Source organism: Mycobacterium sp. IDUB_5, from assembly GCF_055419565.1.
In genome coordinates this window covers 336,744-354,644 of record NZ_JBVAXX010000003.1, presented here as the reverse complement: position 1 = coordinate 354,644, position 17,901 = coordinate 336,744, and the positions used below count along the sequence as shown (strand labels likewise).

The following is a 17,901-nucleotide window of genomic DNA, read 5'->3' as shown; positions in this document are numbered from 1 at the left end:
CGGACAGCGTCAGCGCTTGCGCCGCCGCGCGAAGCCCAGCGCGCCCAGCGCGCCGACCGCCGCGGCACCGGCCGCCTGCCACGGCGCCAACCCGGGCCTGGTGATGATGCGGTTGCGGATGACGGCCGGCCCGGGCGCCGGGATGGGCGCCTCCACCATGTTCTCCGGCATCGTCGCCGCCCACGCGGTGGAGAACAGGATCAACCGCGCGGTGATGTAGGCGAACACCATCAAGCCCAGCACCGGTCCGAAGGTGGCGCCCGCCGGGCCCGTCAGTACCGACTTCAGGTAGATCGACGCCACCAGCTTGAACACCTCGAACGCGACCGCGGCCAGCAGGCCGGCGCGCACACTGCTGCGGAAGCTCGTCGACTCCCGCGGCAGCCGCGAGATCATCCAGGTGAACAGCAGCCAGGACACCAGAAGCGACACCGCGATCGACCCGATGCGCAGCAGCACTCCGAGCACCGGCGACTCGGGGATGCCCAGCCATTCGAGCACACTGCCCGTCACCGAGCGGCTCCCCAGCGCCGAGAGCGCCACCGTCACCACGATCGCGGCGAACGTCGACAGCAGCGCCAGCAGATCGGACACTTTGGTCTTGACGAAGCCCGGCTGCTCTTCGCGGTAGAGACCCCACATCTGGCTCAGCGCCTCGCGCAGATTGGCCATCCAGCCCAGACCGGCCCACGCCGCGGTGGCGAGCCCGATGATGCCGACGGTGCCGCGTGAGTCGATCGCCGAATCCATCAGCTGCGTGACTTGTTGCCCCAGGTCTCCGCTGACCGCTCCTGCGATCTTGGCCTTGAGCTGCTCGAGCAACTCCGGCTGATAGGTGAGCACGAAACCGCCGATCGCGAACCCGACCATGAGCAGCGGGAACAACGCGAAGATCGTGAAATAGGTGATGCCGGCGGCATAGAAGTCGCCCTTGCTGTCGTTGTAGCGCCCCTGGGCCCGCATCACGTGGTCGAACCACGGCATGCGCGCCCGCAGCCGATCCAGCAACCCGGGCTTGTCCTCGGCATTTTCCGGGGAGGCCGAACCGTCCGGCGCCGTCATCGTCAGCCTCCCGTTATCGCGGTGCGAGGAATCCCAGCCGGTCGTATACCCGTGCCACCGTCTTGCCAGACACCTCACGCGCACGCTGCGCGCCTGCGGCCAGCACATTCTCCAGTTCGGCCGGGTCGGAGAGGTAGTCGTCGACCCGCGCCTTGATAGGGGTGACGAACTCGACGACGGCGTCGGCCGTCTCCTTCTTCAGGTCACCGTAGCCGCGGCCGGCGTAGCCCGCGACCAGAGCCTCGACCGGGGTGCCCGTGACCGCTGACTGGATCGTCAGCAGGTTCGAGACCCCCGGCTTGGCGTCAGGATCGAAGCGGATCTCGCGGTCGCTGTCGGTGACGGCGGAGCGGATCTTCTTGGCGGTGCGCGCCGGATCGTCGAGCAGGCTGATCAACCCGGCATCGGTGGCCGCGGACTTGCTCATCTTGGCAGTGGGGTCGGCCAGGTCGTAGATCTTCGCCGTCGCCTTGGGGATCATCGGTTCTGGGACGACGAACGTGTCGGGGAAGCGCGCGTTGACGCGCTGCGCGACGTCGCGGGCGAGCTCGAGGTGCTGGCGCTGATCCTCGCCGACCGGCACGAGTTCGGTGTCGTAGAGAAGGACGTCGGCGGCCATCAGGATCGGGTAGGTGAACAGGCCGACGGTCTGCGCATCAGCGCCGTGCTTGGCGGACTTGTCCTTGAACTGCGTCATCCGCGACGCCTGCCCGAACCCGGTGAAACAGCCCAGCACCCAGGCCAATTGGCTGTGCTCGGGGACGTGGCTCTGGACGAACACCGTGGCGCGGGACGGATCGACACCCAGGGCCAGGTACTGCGCGGCCGTGGCCAGCGTGCGCCGGCGCAACGTCGCGGGGTCCTGGGCCAGCGTGATCGCGTGCAGATCGACCACGCAGAAGTAGGCGTCGTGCCCGTCCTGCAGACCCACCCACTGCGCGACCGCGCCGAGCGCGTTACCCAGATGCAGGGAGTCGGACGTCGGTTGCGCGCCGGAGAAGACGACGGGCTTGGCTGAAGTGCTCATGGTGATGACCAGTTTTTCACGCGCGGTCATCGTTTTGTCCGGCGGCCATCCGGCGGAGGGCGCGCAGGAACACCCGGCGCTCCTCGGCGTTCAGGACGCTGAGCCAACGTTCCTCCCCGCGCTGGATCTGCGTCTGCGCCGCGTTCTTGACCCGTCGGCCCTCCTCGGTGATGGCCAGCACGCGGGCGCGTCGGTCCGCGGGGTCGGCGACGCGGTCGAGATAACCCCGGTCCTGCAGGTCGTCGAGCGTGCGGATGATGCGCGTCTTGTCAGCGTTGATGGCCTCGGCCAAGGCCGCCTGGGTGCGGATCGCTCCTCGGTCCAGCGCCGAGAGCACCACATAACCCCACATCGTCAGGCCATGCTCGGCCAGTATCGGTTCCTCAGCGGCCACGAGGTCACGCGTGAGCGGGGCCATCAGGGCAGCCAGGTCGGGACGGGGCGAATCCACGAATCAGAGCGTAGGCGTTGCGCAATTATATGCATGTGCATATCATATGCTTATGCATACTTTTTCTCTTCAGCATCACCGCGCCGTCTCCACATCGATGGACATCGTCGCCCTCGTCCGCCCCGGCGACCTCGACCGGCATACGCCGTGCGCCGGGTGGACGCTGGGAGATCTGCTCACCCACATGACAGCTCAACACCGCGGCTTCGCCGCCGCAGCGCGCGGTCTCGGCGCCGATATCGACGTGTGGCGCACCGAACCGCTCGCCGCGGCGATCGCAACGGATCCCGCAGGCACCTACGCCGCCGCGGCAGCCGATGTGCTTGCGGCGTTCGCCCGACCCGGTGTGGACCAAGCGATGTTCGCGCTCCCCGAGTTCGGGGCCGACGTCACCGTGATCGGCGAGACGGCGATGGGCTTCCACTTCGTCGACTACGTGGTGCACAGCTGGGACGTCGCGGTGTCGCTGGGAGCACCGTTCGCCCCGCCGACCGAGGTGCTCGAGGCGGTGACACCGCTGGTGCTCGCGGTACCCGACGGCGAATTCCGGGACGATCTCGCGTCGCCATTCGCCCGCGCGCTGCCGCCGAGCGACGGCGACGTCCTCGCCCAGCTGCTGCGCCACCTCGGACGCAACCCGGCCTGGACTGCGGCGACCGCGGCATAACCGCCGTCCCAGCTCACCGCCCGAGCTAGCATTCGCGCAACCGAGGGGGTCTCATGCGACGGTGGTCGTCGGCCTTTGTTCTGTTGGTGCTCGCGACGCTTCTTCCATGCGCTCCTGCGCACGCCGCACCCGGTCACGCCGTCGTCATCGTCTCGGGCGGTGACGCGGTCAGTCCCTTCACCACGCCGGAGGCGGCGTGCCGGTCCGGCCTGGCCGCCGGCAACACCGACACGGCGCTGCGAGAGAACCTGCTCGCAGCGGGCCACACCGTGTACACGTCGCCGGCCATGGCGGGCCGCGGCCCCGTCGCCGACCAAGGCGGATTCGGCGCGTTCGGCGACTGCCCGATCGTTCTGCCCGACACAATGACCGTCGACTCCACGGCGTCGATCGACCTGGCCGGCGAACACCTCGCCCGCTTCCTGACCTACCTGCACGACACCCGAGGGGTGGACGTCGTCGACGTCGTCGCTCACTCGATGGGCGGGCTGTACTCGCGGTCGGCGTTCCGCGTGATGCAGAACCTCGGCTCGCCGATCCGCATCCGATCGCTGACGACGGTGGGCACCCCATGGGAGGGGTCGTTCCTGTCCGACTACGCCAACGGCATCACCCCGCTGTCGGACTGCTTGGGGGATGCCTACTGCGAGAAGGCGTCGCTGGCGATGGCCGCCGAGGTGACGCGGCTGCAGAGCGGATCGGGCCGGGAGGTCAACCAGGGGTACCTGATGGGCCCGCACGGGTGGAACGAATTCCAGGCCGGCGTCCTGGACCGCATCCCCGTCGTCCTGATCGGCGGCGCTCGCTTCACCCGCCCCGCGCCGGTGAACCCGATGGTGTGGCCGAACGACGGCATTGTGACCACCCGCAGCGCGCTGGCCACCGACATCAGCGACCGCGTACTGCCCCACCGCCGCTGCGTGTCCTTCGACGACACCCACAGCATCTTCGTCTCCGATTCCGTCGGCCTGCCGTGGGAGACCGGGATGACGTGGGACCCGCGGGTGTTCGAGGTGGTCCGGGGCGCGATCGACGGCGCCGACGACGCGCTATCGACCCCCAACCGCGTCGGCTGCTGAGCGATTTCGGCGTGTCTGTCGTCGGTCAGCGACGACAAGCACGCCGAAGTCACGCGTAGGTGACCGTCACAGGGCAGTGGTCGGACCAGCGCAGCGCATACGCCGCGGGACGTTCGGTGTGCACCGCCGTGACGCGCGCCGCCAGTCCCGGGGTGGCCAGCTGGTAGTCGATGCGCCAGCCGGCGTCGTTGTCGAACGCCTTACCGCGCCATGACCACCACGCGTACGGCCCGGGCTGGTCCGGGTGTGCCACCCGCACCACGTCCACCCAGCCGGTCGCCAGCAGCTCGGTGAGCCACTGGCGTTCCTCGGGCAGGAATCCTGCCTTCTTGACGTTGCCCTTCCAGTTCTTGATGTCGTTCTCGGTGTGGGCGATGTTCCAGTCACCGCACAGCACCGCGTCGCGGCCCTCGGCCCGCAGAACGGCCATCCGCTCGGCGACCGTGGCCATGAACCGCTCCTTCTCCCGCTGCCGCTCGGTGCCGGCCTCGCCGGTGGGAAAGTACACGCTCGCCACCGTCACACCGCCGGTGTCGACCTCGATGTAGCGGCCGTGATCGGCGAATTCATCTGCCCCGCAGCCGATCTGAGCGCGTTCGTGGGCGGTGCGGGACACCACTGCGACACCGTTGCGACCCTTGACGTGGGGCGCGGCCGACGCCAGATGCCAGCCGTCGGCCAGCAGCGGCGCCAGCGCCTCTGCCACCTGCGGGTCGTCGGCGCGGGTCTCCTGCAGACAGACCACGTCGGCACCCGTCTGCGCGAACCACGGCAGCAGGCCGCGGTTGTCCTCCGAGCGGTGCTTGATCGCGGCGCGGATGCCGTTGACGTTGACAGTGCTGATCGTGAGGGGGCGCGTCACGGCCGTCGACCCTAGCGGGCGTCCTTGCGGTACCGCGGGTACCACCTTTAGGGTCGGGCGCTATGAGCCAACGCGCGCCCATCCACCTCGGCTCCGGGGAACCGGTGTTGCTGCTGCACCCGTTCATGATGTCGAACAACGTGTGGAAGGACGTCGCGCCCGCGCTGGCCGACACCGGCCGCTACGAGGTGTTCGCACCGTCGATGGCGGGCCACCACGGCGGCAGTCCCAACCGCTCCTGGCTGCTCGACAGCGGCACACTGGCCGACGACATCGAGCGCCACCTCGACCGCCTCGGGTGGGACACCGCCCACATCGTGGGGAACTCGCTCGGCGGCTGGGTGGCCTTCGAGCTCGAACGCCGCAATCGGGCCCGGTCCCTGGTCGGCATCGCCCCGGCCGGTGGCTGGCACCGCTGGACCCCGGCCAAATACGAGATCGTGTTCAAGTTCGTGATGGGGATGCCCGTCTGGGTGGTCGCCAAGCTGCTCGGAGAGCGCGCGGCGCGCGTGCCCGGCGCGCGGTTCCTGACCAGCCTGCCGGTCAGCGCCCGGCCCGACGGGATCAGCGACGCCGACATCCTGGAGATCATCGACGACGTCCGGCACTGCCCGGCCTACTACCAGCTGCTCGTCAAAGCGCTGCTGATGCCGGGGTTGATGGAACTCGCCGACACCAAGACGCCCACCTATCTGGTGGTGTGCGAGAAAGACCGGGTGCTGCCGGATCCCCGGTTCACCGCCCACTTCCGCAAGTTCCTGCCCCAGTCGACCCGCTACACCAGACTCGATGGCGTCGGACACATTCCGATGTTCGAGGCACCCGAACGGGTCGCCGACGTGATCCGCGAGTTCCTCGACGAACAGACCGGCCCGCAGCGCGCCATCAGCTGAACCCAGTGGCACCCGATCTGCCGGGTGCGTTATTCTTCGAAACGGTCATGAGTGCCAGCGTCAAGCCCCGGCTTGCTGGCCGGCAACCCTCCAACCGCGGTGGGGTGCCCCGGGAGACGACCAGGTTGAGTAGCCGAATACGGCTATAAGGCAAGCGCGGGTCCGCTGTGAATCGGGCCCCCCGTTCACGGAGGAGACATCTGATGAGCCTCGATACCCCCGATCCGACTGCCGACTGGGCTTTCGAGACCAAACAAGTCCACGCCGGCCAGGCACCCGACACCGCCACGGGCGCGCGGGCTTTGCCGATCTACCAGACCACCAGCTACGCATTCCGCGACACCGACCACGCGGCCGCACTGTTCGGGCTGGCCGAGCCGGGCAACATCTACACCCGCATCATGAACCCGACCCAGGACGTCGTCGAGCAGCGCATCGCAGCGCTCGAGGGCGGAGTCGCCGCGCTGTTCGTCGCCTCCGGGCAGGCGGCCGAGACGTTCGCGATCCTGAATCTCGCCCACAACGGCGATCACATCGTGTCGAGCCCCCGGCTCTACGGCGGCACCTACAACCTCTTCCACTACTCGCTGCCCAAGCTGGGCATCGAGGTCAGCTTCGTCGACAACCCCGACGACCCCGAGTCGTGGCGGGCCGCAGTGCGTCCCAACACCAAGGCGTTCTTCGCCGAGACGATCTCGAACCCGCAGATCGACGTGCTCGACATCCCGACCGTCGCCGCGGTGGCGCACGACGCCGGGGTGCCGCTGATCGTCGACAACACGATCGCCACGCCCTATCTGATCCAGCCGATCGCCCACGGCGCCGACATCGTGGTTCACTCGGCGACCAAGTACCTGGGCGGGCACGGCACCGCGATCGCCGGCGTGATCGTCGACGGCGGAAACTTCGACTGGACCAACGGGCGCTTCCCCGGATTCACCGAACCCGACCCGAGCTACCACGGTGTGGTGTTCGCCGAACTGGGCGCGCCCGCGTTCGCATTGAAGGCCCGCGTGCAGCTGCTGCGCGACTTGGGTTCTGCCGCATCGCCGTTCAACGCGTTCCTGATTGCGCAGGGTCTGGAGACGCTGAGCCTGCGCATGGAGCGCCACGTCGCCAACGCCCAGCGCGTAGCCGAATACCTGGCCGGCCACGACGCCGTCACCTCCGTCAACTACGCGGGCCTGCCCAGCTCACCCTGGTACGAGGTGGGAAATAAGCTGGCGCCCAAGGGAACCGGCGCAGTCCTGGCGTTCGAGTTGGCGGGCGGGGTCCCCGCGGGCAAGGCGTTCGTCGACGCGCTGACATTGCACAGCCATGTCGCCAACATCGGCGACGTGCGCTCGCTGGTGATCCACCCGGCGTCCACCACCCACCAGCAGCTCTCGGCCGAGGAACAACTCGCCACCGGCGTCACCCCCGGCTTGGTACGTCTGGCGGTCGGCATCGAGGGCATCGATGACATCCTGGCCGACCTCGAGCGGGGCTTCGCCGCGGCGCAGCGTGCCGGCAGCACCGCCGATGCCCAGCTGCTCGAGGTGCAGACGTGACCGTCATGGACGTGCGCAACGATCGCGTGGCGCTGCCGCCCGAAGGCGAGATCGGCATCGTCGACGTCGGATCGCTGCGCCTCGAGAACGGCGCCGTGCTCGACGACGTCTCGATCGCGGTGCAGCGCTGGGGTGAGCTCTCTCCGGAGCGCGACAACGTGGTGGTGGTGCTGCACGCGCTGACCGGCGACTCGCACATCACCGGCCCCGCGGGCCCGGACCATCCGACGCCCGGGTGGTGGGACGGCGTGGCCGGCCCCGGCGCCCCGATCGACACCGACCGCTGGTGCGCGATCTCGACGAACGTACTGGGCGGCTGCCGCGGCTCGACGGGGCCGAGCACCATCGCCCCTGACGGAAAGGCTTGGGGCTCGCGGTTTCCGGCGACAACGGTGCGCGATCAGGTTGCCGCCGACGTCGCGGCGCTCGAGCGGCTGGGCATCACCGAGGTGGCCGCCGTGATCGGCGGCTCCATGGGTGGTGCGCGGGCTCTCGAATGGATCGTCAGTCACCCGGACGACGTGCGCGCAGCGCTGGTGCTCGCGGTCGGAGCCCGCGCCACCGCCGACCAGATCGGCACGCAGAGCACGCAGGTCGCCGCGATCACCTCAGATCCCCACTGGTGCAACGGCGACTACCACGACACCGGCCACTCCCCCGACACCGGCATGGAGATCGCCCGCCGCTTCGCTCACCTGACCTATCGCGGCGAGGCCGAACTCGACGAGCGCTTCGGCAATTCCGCGCAACCGGGTGAAGACCCCACCGCGGGCGGCCGGTACTCGGTGCAGAGCTATCTCGAGTATCAGGGCCGGAAGCTGTCTGCACGCTTCGATGCCGGCACCTATGTGGCGTTGACCGACGCGCTGTCGAGCCATGACGTCGGCCGTGGCCGTGGTGGCGTGGCGGCCGCCCTGAGGGGCTGCCCGGTGCCGACCGTGGTGGGCGGAATCACCTCTGATCGGTTGTATCCCCTTCGCCTGCAACAGGAATTGGCCGATCTGCTGCCGGGCTGCGACGGGCTCGACATCGTCGAGTCGAAGTTCGGGCACGACGGCTTCCTGGTGGAAACCGACGCGGTGGGGGTATTGATCCGACGCACGCTGGAGTTGGCCAGCCGGTGAGTGGTTCGGCACAGCAACGGTCGCTGTCCTTCGGCGCCGAAGCGGCCGCCTACGAGCGGGGCCGCCCGTCCTATCCGCCGGAGGCCATCGACTGGCTGCTTCCCCCCGATGCCCACACCGTGCTCGATCTCGGTGCGGGGACCGGAAAGCTGACCACGCGGCTGGTGGAACGCAACCTCGACGTCGTCGCCGTCGATCCCGTTCCGGAGATGCTCGAACTGCTGCGCACCTCACTCCCCCACACGCCCGCGCTGCTCGGTACCGCCGAAGAGATCCCGTTGCCGGACAACAGCGTCGACGCCGTGCTCGTCGCTCAGGCCTGGCACTGGTTCGATCCGGTACGCGCCCTCGATGAGGTGGCGCGGGTACTGCGACCCGGTGGCCGGCTCGGCCTGGTGTGGAACAACCGTGACGAAAGACTGGGCTGGGTCAAGGATCTCGGCCAGATCATCGGCCACGAAGTCGATCCGTTCACGCAAACCGTCGAGCTACCCGCGCCCTTCACCGAGGTCTCACGGCATCAGGTCGAGTGGACGAGTTATCTGACGCCGCAGGCGTTGATCGACCTGGTCGCCTCCCGCAGCTACTGCATCACCTCGCCCGAGCAGGTGCGTACCCGCACGCTCGACCGGGTGCGCGAGCTTCTCGCCACGCACCCGGCCCTGGCCAACGCGTCGGGGCTTGCACTGCCGTACGTGACGGTGTGCGTGCGCGCGACGCTGTCCTAGCGCGAGTCCTAGTGCGTCAGGCCGCCCTGGTGCGCTCCTTGATCGCGGTGCGCAGCCCGCGCTTCGGCGTACCCGGGGTGGGTTCGACGCGGCCGAACCGCCGCTCCGAGGCCGTCTCCGGCGCATCGTCGGCATTGGCCTTCAGGTACTTGTCCGGCAGCGCGAGCTTCAGGATGGTCCAGAACGACTGCCAGTACTGGCGCAACAGCGGCCCGGTCGTGTAGGGCAGGTCGTACTTCTCGCAGAGCTCTCTGATCCGCACGCTCATCTCGGCGTACCGGTTGCTCGGCAGGTCGGGGAACAGGTGGTGCTCGATCTGGTAGCACAGGTTGCCGCTCATGAACGCCATGATCGGCCCGGCATGGAAATTGGCCGACCCCAACATCTGTCGCAGGTACCACTCGCCGCGAGTCTCGTTCTCGAACTCCTCGACGGTGAACTTCTCTGCGCCGTCAGGGAAATGGCCGCAGAAGATCACCATGTACGCCCAGTAGTTGCGGATCAGGTTCGCCACCGCATTGCATTTGAGCGTGTGCTTCCAATTCGTTCCTGTCAGCGCCGGGAAGACGATGTAGTCCTTACCGACCTGCTTGCCGACCTTGCGGCCGATGACCTTGAGGTCTCTGCGCACCTCGCCGATCGATTTCTCACCCTTGCGGTACTTCGTCACCTCGACGCCGTGCAGGGCGACACCCCACTCGAACAACGTACCCAGCATGAGGTTGTAGATCGGGTTGCCGATCATCCACCGTTCCCAGCGCTGGTCACGGGTGAGCCGCATGATGCCGTAGCCGATGTCGTCATCCAGACCAACGACATTCGTGTACTTGTGGTGGACGAAGTTGTGCGACTTCTTCCACTGCACCGACGGGGAGGTGGTGTCCCATTCCCATTCGGTCGAGTGGATCTCCGGATCGTTCATCCAATCCCACTGACCGTGGGTGATGTTGTGGCCGAGTTCCATGTTCTCGATGATCTTCGCCGTCGCCAGCATCGCGGTGCCGCCGATCCGTGCGATGCGGCTGCTGCTCGCGAACAGCGCGATCCGCCCGCCGGCGGCCAGCGCGCGCTGCAGCTGGATGGTGCGCCGGATGTAACGGGCGTCGCGTTCACCGCGCGACTCCTCGATGTCGGCACGAATTTGGTCCAGCTCCGCGGTGAGGTTCTCGACGTCCTCCTCGGTCAAGTGGGCATAGACCTTGATGTCGGTGATTGCCATGGTCAGTCTCCTCAGATCTTGATGGTGCAGTCACCGGAGGCGGTGGATATGCATGTCTGGATGCGGTCGCCCGCACCGTGTTCCTGCCCGGAACGGATGTCCCGAACGTGCCCCTCTTCGAGCGGGAGCACACAGGTCTGGCAGATACCCATCCGGCAGCCGAACGGCATCTGAATGCCGGCGTCCTCGCCGGCCTGCAAAATGGTTGTCGCACCGTCGATCTCGACGGACTTGTCGGAGATCCCGAAGTGCACGGTACCGCCTTCGCCCCCTTTGTCGGTGGCGGCGATCGTGAATCGCTCCATGTTGAGCTGATCAGCCAGACCGTGCTCTTCCCACACCTCTTCGGCCGCGTCGAGCATCGCCGAGGGTCCGCACACCCACGCGGAGCGCTTCTGCCAGTCCGACACGAGCTTGTCGAGTTCGGTGAGCTCGACCTTGCCGTCCTCCTGGGTGAGCTGCAGGTGCAGGCGATAGCCGCGTTGTCGGCTCTCCAGTTCCCGGAGCTCGTCGTGGAAGATCACCGACTCGGCCGACGGCGCCGAGTGGATGTGCACGATGTCGGGCTCCTGGCCGCGGGCATTCAACGAGCGCAACATCGCCATGATCGGGGTGATGCCACTGCCCGCGGTGATGAACAGCAGCGACTCCGGCGGCGGATCAGGCAGCGTGAACTCGCCCTGCGGTGCGGCGAGCCTGATGATCGTGCCGGGCTCCACCCCATCGACGAGGTGCGTGGAGAGGAACCCCTCCGGCGTCGCCTTGACGGTGATCGAGATCTCGCCCTCGGTCTGTTCCGGGACCGAGGTCAACGAATACGAGCGCCAGTGCCACCGTCCGTCCACCCGCAGGCCGATGCCGACGTACTGGCCGGGCTGATAGTCGCGGGCGAAACCCCACCCAGGACGGATGATCACGGTGGCCGAATCGTCGGTCTCGGCGCGAACCTCGACGATCTCACCGCGCAGCTCACGCGCCGACCAGAGCGGATTGAGCAAAGACAGATAGTCGTCGGGCAGCAGCGGCGTGGTGGCGCGGGCAGCGAGCCCGCGCACCATGTTCACCCACCCCCCGCTCGGCGCCTCGACGTCACGAGCCGGCGCTTTGGACCATCGCGCCACCGTCTTGACCAATCCGGCCATGGATCACCCCTGTTGCGCTCCGCAGGTAACGGTGTGACTGCAGTCACACCGTTGAGGACGCCCCTGGGGTATCCCTACTCACCGGTAACGAAACATTTGTTCACCAAAGAATCCGGGCAACGTTGAAAACCTTGTGACCTGCACTATCAGTCGGGAGAGCGGCGCGGTCGGGAAACGCTCAGCTGGTTCCCAGCGGGTCGATGGTCCACGCGATGTAGAGCATGGCGGCGCTGACCGCGGCGGTGGTGGCGACATCCACCGTGCGGCTCCGGACGGCGAGCAACCCCACGCGGTCCTCCGGCAGTGTCAGCCGCAGCGCCGAGGCCGTGCCCACCCCGATGGCCATCACCAGCGCGCCGCGCCGCCAGTACCCCGCTGCCACGAGCACGAACGCGGCGAGCAACGACAGTCCCACGACCAGGATCGGCCACTGACCGCTGAACAGCCTGCGCGTTGACCTCACGACGCGGCGGCAGCCTCGGCGCGCTCGACGACGTTGGTGAGCAGGAACGCCCGAGTGAGCGGACCGACACCGCCGGGATTGGGTGACACGTGTCCGGCCACGTCCCAGACATCGGGATGGACGTCGCCGACGAGCTTGCCCGCGTCGTCGCGGCTGACGCCCACGTCGACGACTGCCGCTCCGGGCCGCACCATCTCCGCGGTCACCATGTGCGGCACGCCCGCGGCGGCGACGATGATGTCGGCCTCCCGGGTGATCTGCGGCAGGTGCCGGGTCGCAGTGTGGCACAGCGTCACCGTGGCGTTCTCCGAGCGACGGGTCAGGAGCAGGCCGAGTGGACGACCGACCGTGACGCCGCGGCCGATGACCACGACGTGCGCTCCGGCGATCTCGACCTCGTAGCGTCGCAGCAGGTGCACGATCCCCCGCGGTGTACACGGCAGCGGGGCGGGCTCGTTGAGCACGAGCTTGCCGAGGTTCATCGGGTGCAGCCCGTCGGCGTCCTTGTCAGGATCGATGCGTTCCAGCGCGGCGTTCTCGTTGAGGTGGCGCGGCAGCGGCAGCTGCACGATGTAGCCGGTGCACTCGGGGTTGGCGTTGAGCTCGTCGAGCGTGGCCATCAGGTCGGCCTGGCTGATGTCGGCAGGCAGGTCGCGACGGATCGAGGTGATGCCCACCTTCGCGCAGTCGGCGTGCTTCCCCCGCACGTAGGCCTGCGACCCGGGGTCGTCCCCGACCAGGACGGTGCCCAGTCCCGGGGTGTGACCGGCCTCGACGAGGCGCGCCGTGCGCGCCGTGAGGTCGACGAAGATCTCGTCGCGCGTGGCCTTACCGTCCAAAGTGATCGCACCCACGGCGATCATTGTGACAGGCTCTGTAGACATGACAACTGTCGGCGATGTGTTCACTCCGGCCACGCTGGGCCCCATCACGTTGCGCAACCGAGTGATCAAAGCGGCAACGTTCGAGGCCGCGACCCCGAACGCTCTGGTCACCGAGGACCTCATCACCTACCACCGGCTGCCCGCCGCCGGCGGGGTCGGCATGACCACGGTCGCCTACCTCGCCGTCGCTCCGGGCGGACGCACGGAGGGAAACCAGATCTACTGGCGACCCGAGGCAATGGCCGGGCTGCGCAGGCTCACCGACGCCGTGCACGCCGAAGGCGCGAAGATCAGCGCGCAGATCGGCCACGCCGGCCCGGTCGCCAACTCGAAGTCCAACCGCACCGCTGCCTACGCCCCGGTGCGCTTCTTCAATCCGCTGTCGATGCGCTTCGCCAAGCGGGCCACCCGCGACGACATCACCGACATCACCGAAGCACACGCCCAGGCTGCCCGGATGGCCATCGACGCCGGCTTCGACGCCGTCGAGGTGCACCTCGGCCACAACTACTTCGCGAGCTCGTTCCTGTCCCCGCTGATCAACCGGCGCGACGACGAGTTCGGCGGCTCCCTGGAGAACCGGGCCAAGGTGGCGCGCGGCACGGTGCTCGCCGTCCGGCGGGCCGTCGAGAAAGCAGGCACGCCGATCGCGGTGACCGCCAAGCTGAACATGAGCGACGGTGTTCGCGGCGGCATCTCGACCGATGAGGCGCTGCAGACCGCGAAGTGGCTCGAGGAAGACGGGGGCCTGGACGCCATCGAACTCACCGCGGGCAGCTCGCTGGTCAACCCGATGTACCTGTTCCGCGGCGACGCGCCCGTCAAGCAGTTCGCGGGTGCGTTCAAACCGCCGCTGCGCTGGGGAATCCGGATGACGGGCAATAAGTTCTTCCGCGAGTATCCCTATCGCGAGGCGTATCTGCTCCGCGACGCCCGGCTGTTCCGCGCGGAGCTGTCGATGCCGCTGATCCTGCTGGGCGGCATCACCAATCGCGAGACCATGGACCTGGCGATGGCCGAGGGCTTCGACTTCGTCGCGATGGGGCGGGCCCTGCTCGCCGAACCGGATCTGATCAATCGCATCGCCGCCGACGGGCGATCGGTGCAGTCGATGTGCACGCACTGCAACCAGTGCATGGCGACGATCTACACCCACACCCACTGCGTGGTGACGGGATCGCCGTCGCCGGTCAGTTCGGGTCGATGAGTGCCCGCGCGCAGTCGGTGACGATCGCATCCGCGCTGGCGGGGATCGCCTGACGCGCCCGCAGGTGGCGTCGCACGATCGCGTAGGGCACGTCGATCACGGCGGCGCTGACCCGGGCAGCTTCTCCGTCGATCTCGCCCAGCGCCTTATTGAGTTTGCGCTGCAAGCGTTTCCGCCGGCCGAGGAGATTCTCGGGCCAGTCGCCGAGCCCCAATTGCCCGGGGCCGGTCAGCAGCACCTGCGCCTCGGTCGGATGTGCGCGGCACCAGGCCAGCACGCAGAGCGCGCCGGACACGCAGCGTTGCGCCGAGTCGCCGTCGCTGTTGAGCGCTGACAGCAGCGCGTCCTGCAGACGCTCCTGGGTGCGCACCCACAGTTCGCCGCACAGTGCCGCCCGGGTCGGGAACCTGTGGTAGACCGAGCCACTCGGCGCGCCGGTGGCACGCGCGACCGCCGACATCGTCACCGCACCCGGGCCGTCGGCAGCCAGCAGGTCGGCCGCTGCGTCGAGGAGGACGTCGACGGTGTATCGGGCGGGCCGTGGCATTGCTCCACCCTAAAGTAGAGAATAACCTCTAAAATGCGCGGCGCACTCAGCGGCGAACCTGTGAATTCCGACAGGAAGGAAATGAGCGCGCGCTATTCCCAGTGTTCACAGGACATTTCAGGTCCCGCGCGTGGGCGTGTCGGGCCACGCTGCGACACGATATGCACACGCTCGAGTAACGGCCCGGCCACAGATCGCCCACATCTCTCCCACAGAGTCACGATGGAGTCACGGCCGACCTTCGACGATGCAGCCCTACCGATAGAGTTGGGCGCGATGTCTACTGTCGCCGCGGGAGCGGCTCTGTGACCCGAGCAGCACCCCCTGCGCTGACCGTGCGCTACGACGGGTCCACACGTACCTTCGCGGCCGGTAACGACGTGGTCGTCGGCCGGGATCTACGCGCCGATGTCCGGATCGCGCATCCGCTGATCTCTCGAGCACATCTGGTGTTGCGTTTCGATCAGGGCCGCTGGCTCGCGATCGACAACGGTTCGCTCAACGGGATGTTCGTCAACAGCCGGCGGGTGCCGGTCGTCGACATCACCGACGGCGCCCAATTACACATCGGCAATCCCGACGGACCGCTGCTGACATTCGAGGTCGGCAGGCACCAGGGGTCGGCGGGCACACCGCCGCCCACCACCGCGGTTCCGGTGCCGAGCCGCCCGAGCGGACAGTGGCCGAGCCAGCCGGTCACTCACCCGGGACCGCCCACGCGGACACCCGGTGCGCGGACCTACCCGACCACCGGGCAGCGGACCGGCTATCCCCCGCCACCGCCGCCGTCGCGCCCCCTGCAGCAGCAACCGATCTCGTCACCGGCGATGGAGTCGGTGACCCAGATGGGCCCCGCCGCCGCACCGCGGTCAGGTGGTGACAACAACCTCGCCACCAGCATGCTGAAGATCCTGCGGCCCGGTCGCGCGCCTGAGGTGCCGCCCGGCTCGGTGAAGATCGGCCGCGCCAGCGACAACGACATCGTCATCCCCGACGTGCTGGCATCGCGCCACCACGCCACCCTCGTCACCACGCCGTCCGGCACCGAGATCCGCGACAACCGCAGCATCAACGGCACGTTCGTCAACGGCTCGCGCGTGGAGACGCAGCTTCTCTCCGATGGCGACACCGTCACGATCGGCAACGTCGACCTGGTCTTCCGTGACGGCACGCTGGTCCGGCGCACCGAAACGGCCGCCGCCACCGCCACCGGCGGCCTCGACGTCCACGGCGTGACATGGACGATCGAGAACAACAAGACGCTGCTCGACAACATCTCGATCTCCGCGCGGCCCGGCACGCTGACCGCGGTCATCGGCCCGTCGGGTGCCGGCAAGTCGACCTTCGCCCGGCTGGTCGCCGGCTACACCCACCCGACGACGGGGCAGGTGTCGTTCGAGGGCCACGACGTGCACGCCGAGTACGCCTCGCTGCGCTCCCGGATCGGCATGGTGCCGCAGGACGACGTGGTCCACGGCCAGCTGACCGTGCGGCAGGCCCTGATGTACGCCGCGGAGCTGAGGCTGCCGCCGGACACCACGAAGGCCGACCGGGAGCAGGTCGTCAACGAGGTGCTCGAGGAACTCGAGATGACCAAGCACCTCGACACCCGCGTCGACAAGCTCTCCGGTGGCCAGCGCAAACGCGCCTCGGTGGCGCTCGAGCTGCTGACCGGCCCGTCGCTGCTGATCCTCGACGAACCCACCTCGGGCCTGGACCCCGCGCTGGACCGGCAGGTGATGACGATGCTGCGTCAACTCGCCGACGCCGGCCGCGTCGTACTGGTGGTCACGCACTCGCTGACCTATCTCGACGTCTGCGATCAGGTGCTGCTGCTCGCGCCGGGCGGCAAGACGGCGTTCTACGGACCGCCGAATCAAATCGGCGCCTCGATGGGGACCACCAACTGGGCCGACATCTTCTCCGCCGTCGCCGGCGACCCCGACGCGGCCGCGCAGCGCTACCTGGACCAGCACGGTCCACCGCCGCCGCAGCCGCCGGCGCTGACACCGTCGGAACTCGGCAATCCCACGCGCACCAGTTTGCGCAGGCAGCTGTCCACAATCGCGCGCCGGCAGATCCGGCTGGTGATCTCCGATCGCGGGTACTTCGCGTTCCTGATGCTGCTGCCGTTCATCATGGGCGTGCTGTCCCTCTCGGTGCCCGGCGATGTCGGGTTCGGTGTACCGAAGACGGCGCTCGAGGGTGGTGAAGCGCCCAACGAACCCGGCCAGATCCTGGTGATGCTCAATGTCGGCGCGATCTTCATGGGCACCGCGCTGACGATCCGCGCGCTGATCGGCGAGCGCGCCATCTTCCGGCGCGAACAGGCTGTCGGGCTCTCGACCTCGGCGTATCTGCTGGCCAAGATGGTGGTATTCACCGCGTTCGCGGTCGTGCAGTCCGCGATCGTGACCGCGATCGCGATCATCGGTAAGGGCTGGGGGCCCGGCGCCGTCGACGCCGGCAACGTGATCAGCAACCGCAGCCTCGAACTGTTCATCGACATCGCACTCACCACCGTCGCGGCGGCGATGGTCGGCCTGGCCCTGTCGGCGCTGGCCCGCTCGGCCGAGCAGATCATGCCGCTGCTGGTGGTCGCGATCATGAGCCAGCTGGTGTTCTCCGGAGGCATGATCCCGGTGACCGACCGGATCGTGCTCGACCAGATGTCATGGGCGACCCCGGCCCGTTGGGGCTTCGCCGCGTCCGCGTCGACGATCGACCTGATCCGTCTGGTGCCGGGGCCGCTGACTCCGCAAGACGACCACTGGAAGCACACCTCGGGCGCGTGGCTGTTCGACGTGGGCATGCTGTTCGCGATCAGCGTCGTGTACGTGGCGTTCGTGAGGTGGAAGATCCGACTGAAAGCCGCGTAGACACCGCGTGACGACGAGCGTGCGAGGAGTCGCGCAATCAGACACCGCGTGACGACGAGCGTGCGAGGAGTCGCGCAATCAGACACCGCGTGACGACGAGCGTGCGAGGAGTCGCGC

At 68.1% G+C, this 17,901-nt stretch carries 17 protein-coding genes and 1 riboswitch; of the genes, 8 read left to right on the top strand and 9 right to left on the bottom strand.

The window, feature by feature from the left end; genetic code table 11:
• Positions 1–9: 9 nt before the first annotated feature.
• The 3 genes from yhjD to ACZY1G_RS11040 are packed head-to-tail and all read right to left on the bottom strand — an operon-like array spanning position 10 to position 2,507.
• Positions 10–1,062 (bottom strand): inner membrane protein YhjD, encoded by a 1,053-nt coding sequence (yhjD, locus tag ACZY1G_RS11050; RefSeq protein ID WP_463822378.1) that lies wholly within the window; start codon positions 1,060–1,062, stop codon positions 10–12.
• 13 nt (positions 1,063–1,075) lie between these two features.
• Positions 1,076–2,089, bottom strand: coding sequence for a tryptophan--tRNA ligase (gene trpS, locus ACZY1G_RS11045; protein ID WP_463814304.1), 1,014 nt, complete (start codon positions 2,087–2,089; stop codon positions 1,076–1,078).
• A gap of 16 nt (positions 2,090–2,105) precedes the next feature.
• Positions 2,106–2,507: a MarR family winged helix-turn-helix transcriptional regulator gene (locus ACZY1G_RS11040; protein WP_463814868.1), complete on the bottom strand. Its 402-nt coding sequence runs from the start codon at positions 2,505–2,507 to the stop codon at positions 2,106–2,108.
• An 85-nt stretch (positions 2,508–2,592) separates the two neighbouring features.
• Here ACZY1G_RS11040 and ACZY1G_RS11035 point away from each other — a divergent pair, with 85 nt between their 5' ends.
• Entirely contained in the window at positions 2,593–3,207 is a 615-nt protein-coding gene (locus tag ACZY1G_RS11035) for a TIGR03086 family metal-binding protein (protein ID WP_463814303.1), read from the top strand.
• Positions 3,208–3,260: 53 nt separating this feature from the next.
• On the top strand, positions 3,261–4,286 hold the full coding sequence (locus tag ACZY1G_RS11030; RefSeq protein ID WP_463814302.1) for an esterase/lipase family protein: 1,026 nt from the start codon (positions 3,261–3,263) through the stop codon (positions 4,284–4,286).
• A gap of 49 nt (positions 4,287–4,335) precedes the next feature.
• Here ACZY1G_RS11030 and ACZY1G_RS11025 read toward each other — a convergent pair whose 3' ends face one another.
• Entirely contained in the window at positions 4,336–5,148 is an 813-nt protein-coding gene (locus ACZY1G_RS11025) for an exodeoxyribonuclease III (protein WP_463822377.1), read from the bottom strand.
• 62 nt (positions 5,149–5,210) lie between these two features.
• Here ACZY1G_RS11025 and ACZY1G_RS11020 point away from each other — a divergent pair, with 62 nt between their 5' ends.
• The 4 genes from ACZY1G_RS11020 to ACZY1G_RS11005 all read left to right on the top strand — a co-directional run bounded on the left by ACZY1G_RS11020 (position 5,211) and on the right by ACZY1G_RS11005 (position 9,443).
• Positions 5,211–6,041, top strand: coding sequence for an alpha/beta fold hydrolase (locus tag ACZY1G_RS11020; protein ID WP_463814299.1), 831 nt, complete (start codon positions 5,211–5,213; stop codon positions 6,039–6,041).
• Between the two features lie 43 nt (positions 6,042–6,084).
• A riboswitch (SAM riboswitch) is annotated at positions 6,085–6,204 on the top strand.
• Positions 6,205–6,244: 40 nt separating this feature from the next.
• On the top strand, positions 6,245–7,591 hold the full coding sequence (locus ACZY1G_RS11015; protein ID WP_463822376.1) for a bifunctional o-acetylhomoserine/o-acetylserine sulfhydrylase: 1,347 nt from the start codon (positions 6,245–6,247) through the stop codon (positions 7,589–7,591).
• Positions 7,592–7,596: 5 nt separating this feature from the next.
• Positions 7,597–8,715 (top strand): homoserine O-acetyltransferase MetX, encoded by a 1,119-nt coding sequence (gene metX / locus ACZY1G_RS11010; RefSeq protein ID WP_463814867.1) that lies wholly within the window; start codon positions 7,597–7,599, stop codon positions 8,713–8,715.
• Positions 8,712–9,443 carry a class I SAM-dependent methyltransferase gene (locus tag ACZY1G_RS11005; protein ID WP_463814296.1) on the top strand — a complete coding sequence of 244 codons (732 nt, stop codon included), beginning with the start codon at positions 8,712–8,714 and terminating at the stop codon, positions 9,441–9,443. The genes metX and ACZY1G_RS11005 overlap by 4 nt, the downstream gene beginning before the upstream one ends.
• A 16-nt stretch (positions 9,444–9,459) precedes the next feature.
• Here ACZY1G_RS11005 and ACZY1G_RS11000 read toward each other — a convergent pair whose 3' ends face one another.
• From ACZY1G_RS11000 to ACZY1G_RS10985, 4 genes are all read right to left on the bottom strand, one after another.
• Positions 9,460–10,662, bottom strand: coding sequence for a fatty acid desaturase family protein (locus ACZY1G_RS11000; protein WP_463814295.1), 1,203 nt, complete (start codon positions 10,660–10,662; stop codon positions 9,460–9,462).
• A gap of 11 nt (positions 10,663–10,673) precedes the next feature.
• Positions 10,674–11,804, bottom strand: coding sequence for a ferredoxin reductase (locus tag ACZY1G_RS10995; protein WP_463822375.1), 1,131 nt, complete (start codon positions 11,802–11,804; stop codon positions 10,674–10,676).
• 178 nt (positions 11,805–11,982) lie between these two features.
• Positions 11,983–12,267: a DUF3017 domain-containing protein gene (locus ACZY1G_RS10990; RefSeq protein WP_463814293.1), complete on the bottom strand. Its 285-nt coding sequence runs from the start codon at positions 12,265–12,267 to the stop codon at positions 11,983–11,985.
• Positions 12,264–13,121: a bifunctional methylenetetrahydrofolate dehydrogenase/methenyltetrahydrofolate cyclohydrolase gene (locus ACZY1G_RS10985; protein WP_463822374.1), complete on the bottom strand. Its 858-nt coding sequence runs from the start codon at positions 13,119–13,121 to the stop codon at positions 12,264–12,266. The genes ACZY1G_RS10990 and ACZY1G_RS10985 overlap by 4 nt, the downstream gene beginning before the upstream one ends.
• Positions 13,122–13,149: 28 nt before the next feature.
• On the opposite strand from ACZY1G_RS10985, the gene ACZY1G_RS10980 reads away from it, so the two are divergent.
• Positions 13,150–14,358: an NADH:flavin oxidoreductase gene (locus ACZY1G_RS10980; protein WP_463822373.1), complete on the top strand. Its 1,209-nt coding sequence runs from the start codon at positions 13,150–13,152 to the stop codon at positions 14,356–14,358.
• On the opposite strand, the gene ACZY1G_RS10975 is transcribed toward ACZY1G_RS10980, so the two are convergent.
• Complete coding sequence (locus ACZY1G_RS10975; protein ID WP_463814289.1) at positions 14,342–14,905, bottom strand: TetR/AcrR family transcriptional regulator; 564 nt, start codon at positions 14,903–14,905, stop codon at positions 14,342–14,344. The genes ACZY1G_RS10980 and ACZY1G_RS10975 overlap by 17 nt on opposite strands.
• A gap of 305 nt (positions 14,906–15,210) precedes the next feature.
• On the opposite strand from ACZY1G_RS10975, the gene ACZY1G_RS10970 reads away from it, so the two are divergent.
• Positions 15,211–17,784: an FHA domain-containing protein gene (locus ACZY1G_RS10970; protein WP_463814288.1), complete on the top strand. Its 2,574-nt coding sequence runs from the start codon at positions 15,211–15,213 to the stop codon at positions 17,782–17,784.
• The last annotated feature ends 117 nt before the right edge of the window (positions 17,785–17,901 follow it).

What these genes read in the sequence shown, in the direction of transcription:
- yhjD (WP_463822378.1), bottom strand. Translation starts at nt 1,062, where the DNA reads ATGACGGCGCCGGACGGTTCGGCCTCCCCGGAAAATGCCGAGGACAAG.
- trpS (WP_463814304.1), bottom strand. Translation starts at nt 2,089, where the DNA reads ATGAGCACTTCAGCCAAGCCCGTCGTCTTCTCCGGCGCGCAACCGACG.
- ACZY1G_RS11040 (WP_463814868.1), bottom strand. Translation starts at nt 2,507, where the DNA reads ATGGCCCCGCTCACGCGTGACCTCGTGGCCGCTGAGGAACCGATACTG.
- ACZY1G_RS11035 (WP_463814303.1), top strand. Translation starts at nt 2,593, where the DNA reads ATGCATACTTTTTCTCTTCAGCATCACCGCGCCGTCTCCACATCGATG.
- ACZY1G_RS11030 (WP_463814302.1), top strand. Translation starts at nt 3,261, where the DNA reads ATGCGACGGTGGTCGTCGGCCTTTGTTCTGTTGGTGCTCGCGACGCTT.
- ACZY1G_RS11020 (WP_463814299.1), top strand. Translation starts at nt 5,211, where the DNA reads ATGAGCCAACGCGCGCCCATCCACCTCGGCTCCGGGGAACCGGTGTTG.
- ACZY1G_RS11015 (WP_463822376.1), top strand. Translation starts at nt 6,245, where the DNA reads ATGAGCCTCGATACCCCCGATCCGACTGCCGACTGGGCTTTCGAGACC.
- metX (WP_463814867.1), top strand. Translation starts at nt 7,597, where the DNA reads ATGGACGTGCGCAACGATCGCGTGGCGCTGCCGCCCGAAGGCGAGATC.
- ACZY1G_RS11000 (WP_463814295.1), bottom strand. Translation starts at nt 10,662, where the DNA reads ATGGCAATCACCGACATCAAGGTCTATGCCCACTTGACCGAGGAGGAC.
- ACZY1G_RS10995 (WP_463822375.1), bottom strand. Translation starts at nt 11,804, where the DNA reads ATGGCCGGATTGGTCAAGACGGTGGCGCGATGGTCCAAAGCGCCGGCT.
- ACZY1G_RS10980 (WP_463822373.1), top strand. Translation starts at nt 13,150, where the DNA reads ATGACAACTGTCGGCGATGTGTTCACTCCGGCCACGCTGGGCCCCATC.
- ACZY1G_RS10975 (WP_463814289.1), bottom strand. Translation starts at nt 14,905, where the DNA reads ATGCCACGGCCCGCCCGATACACCGTCGACGTCCTCCTCGACGCAGCG.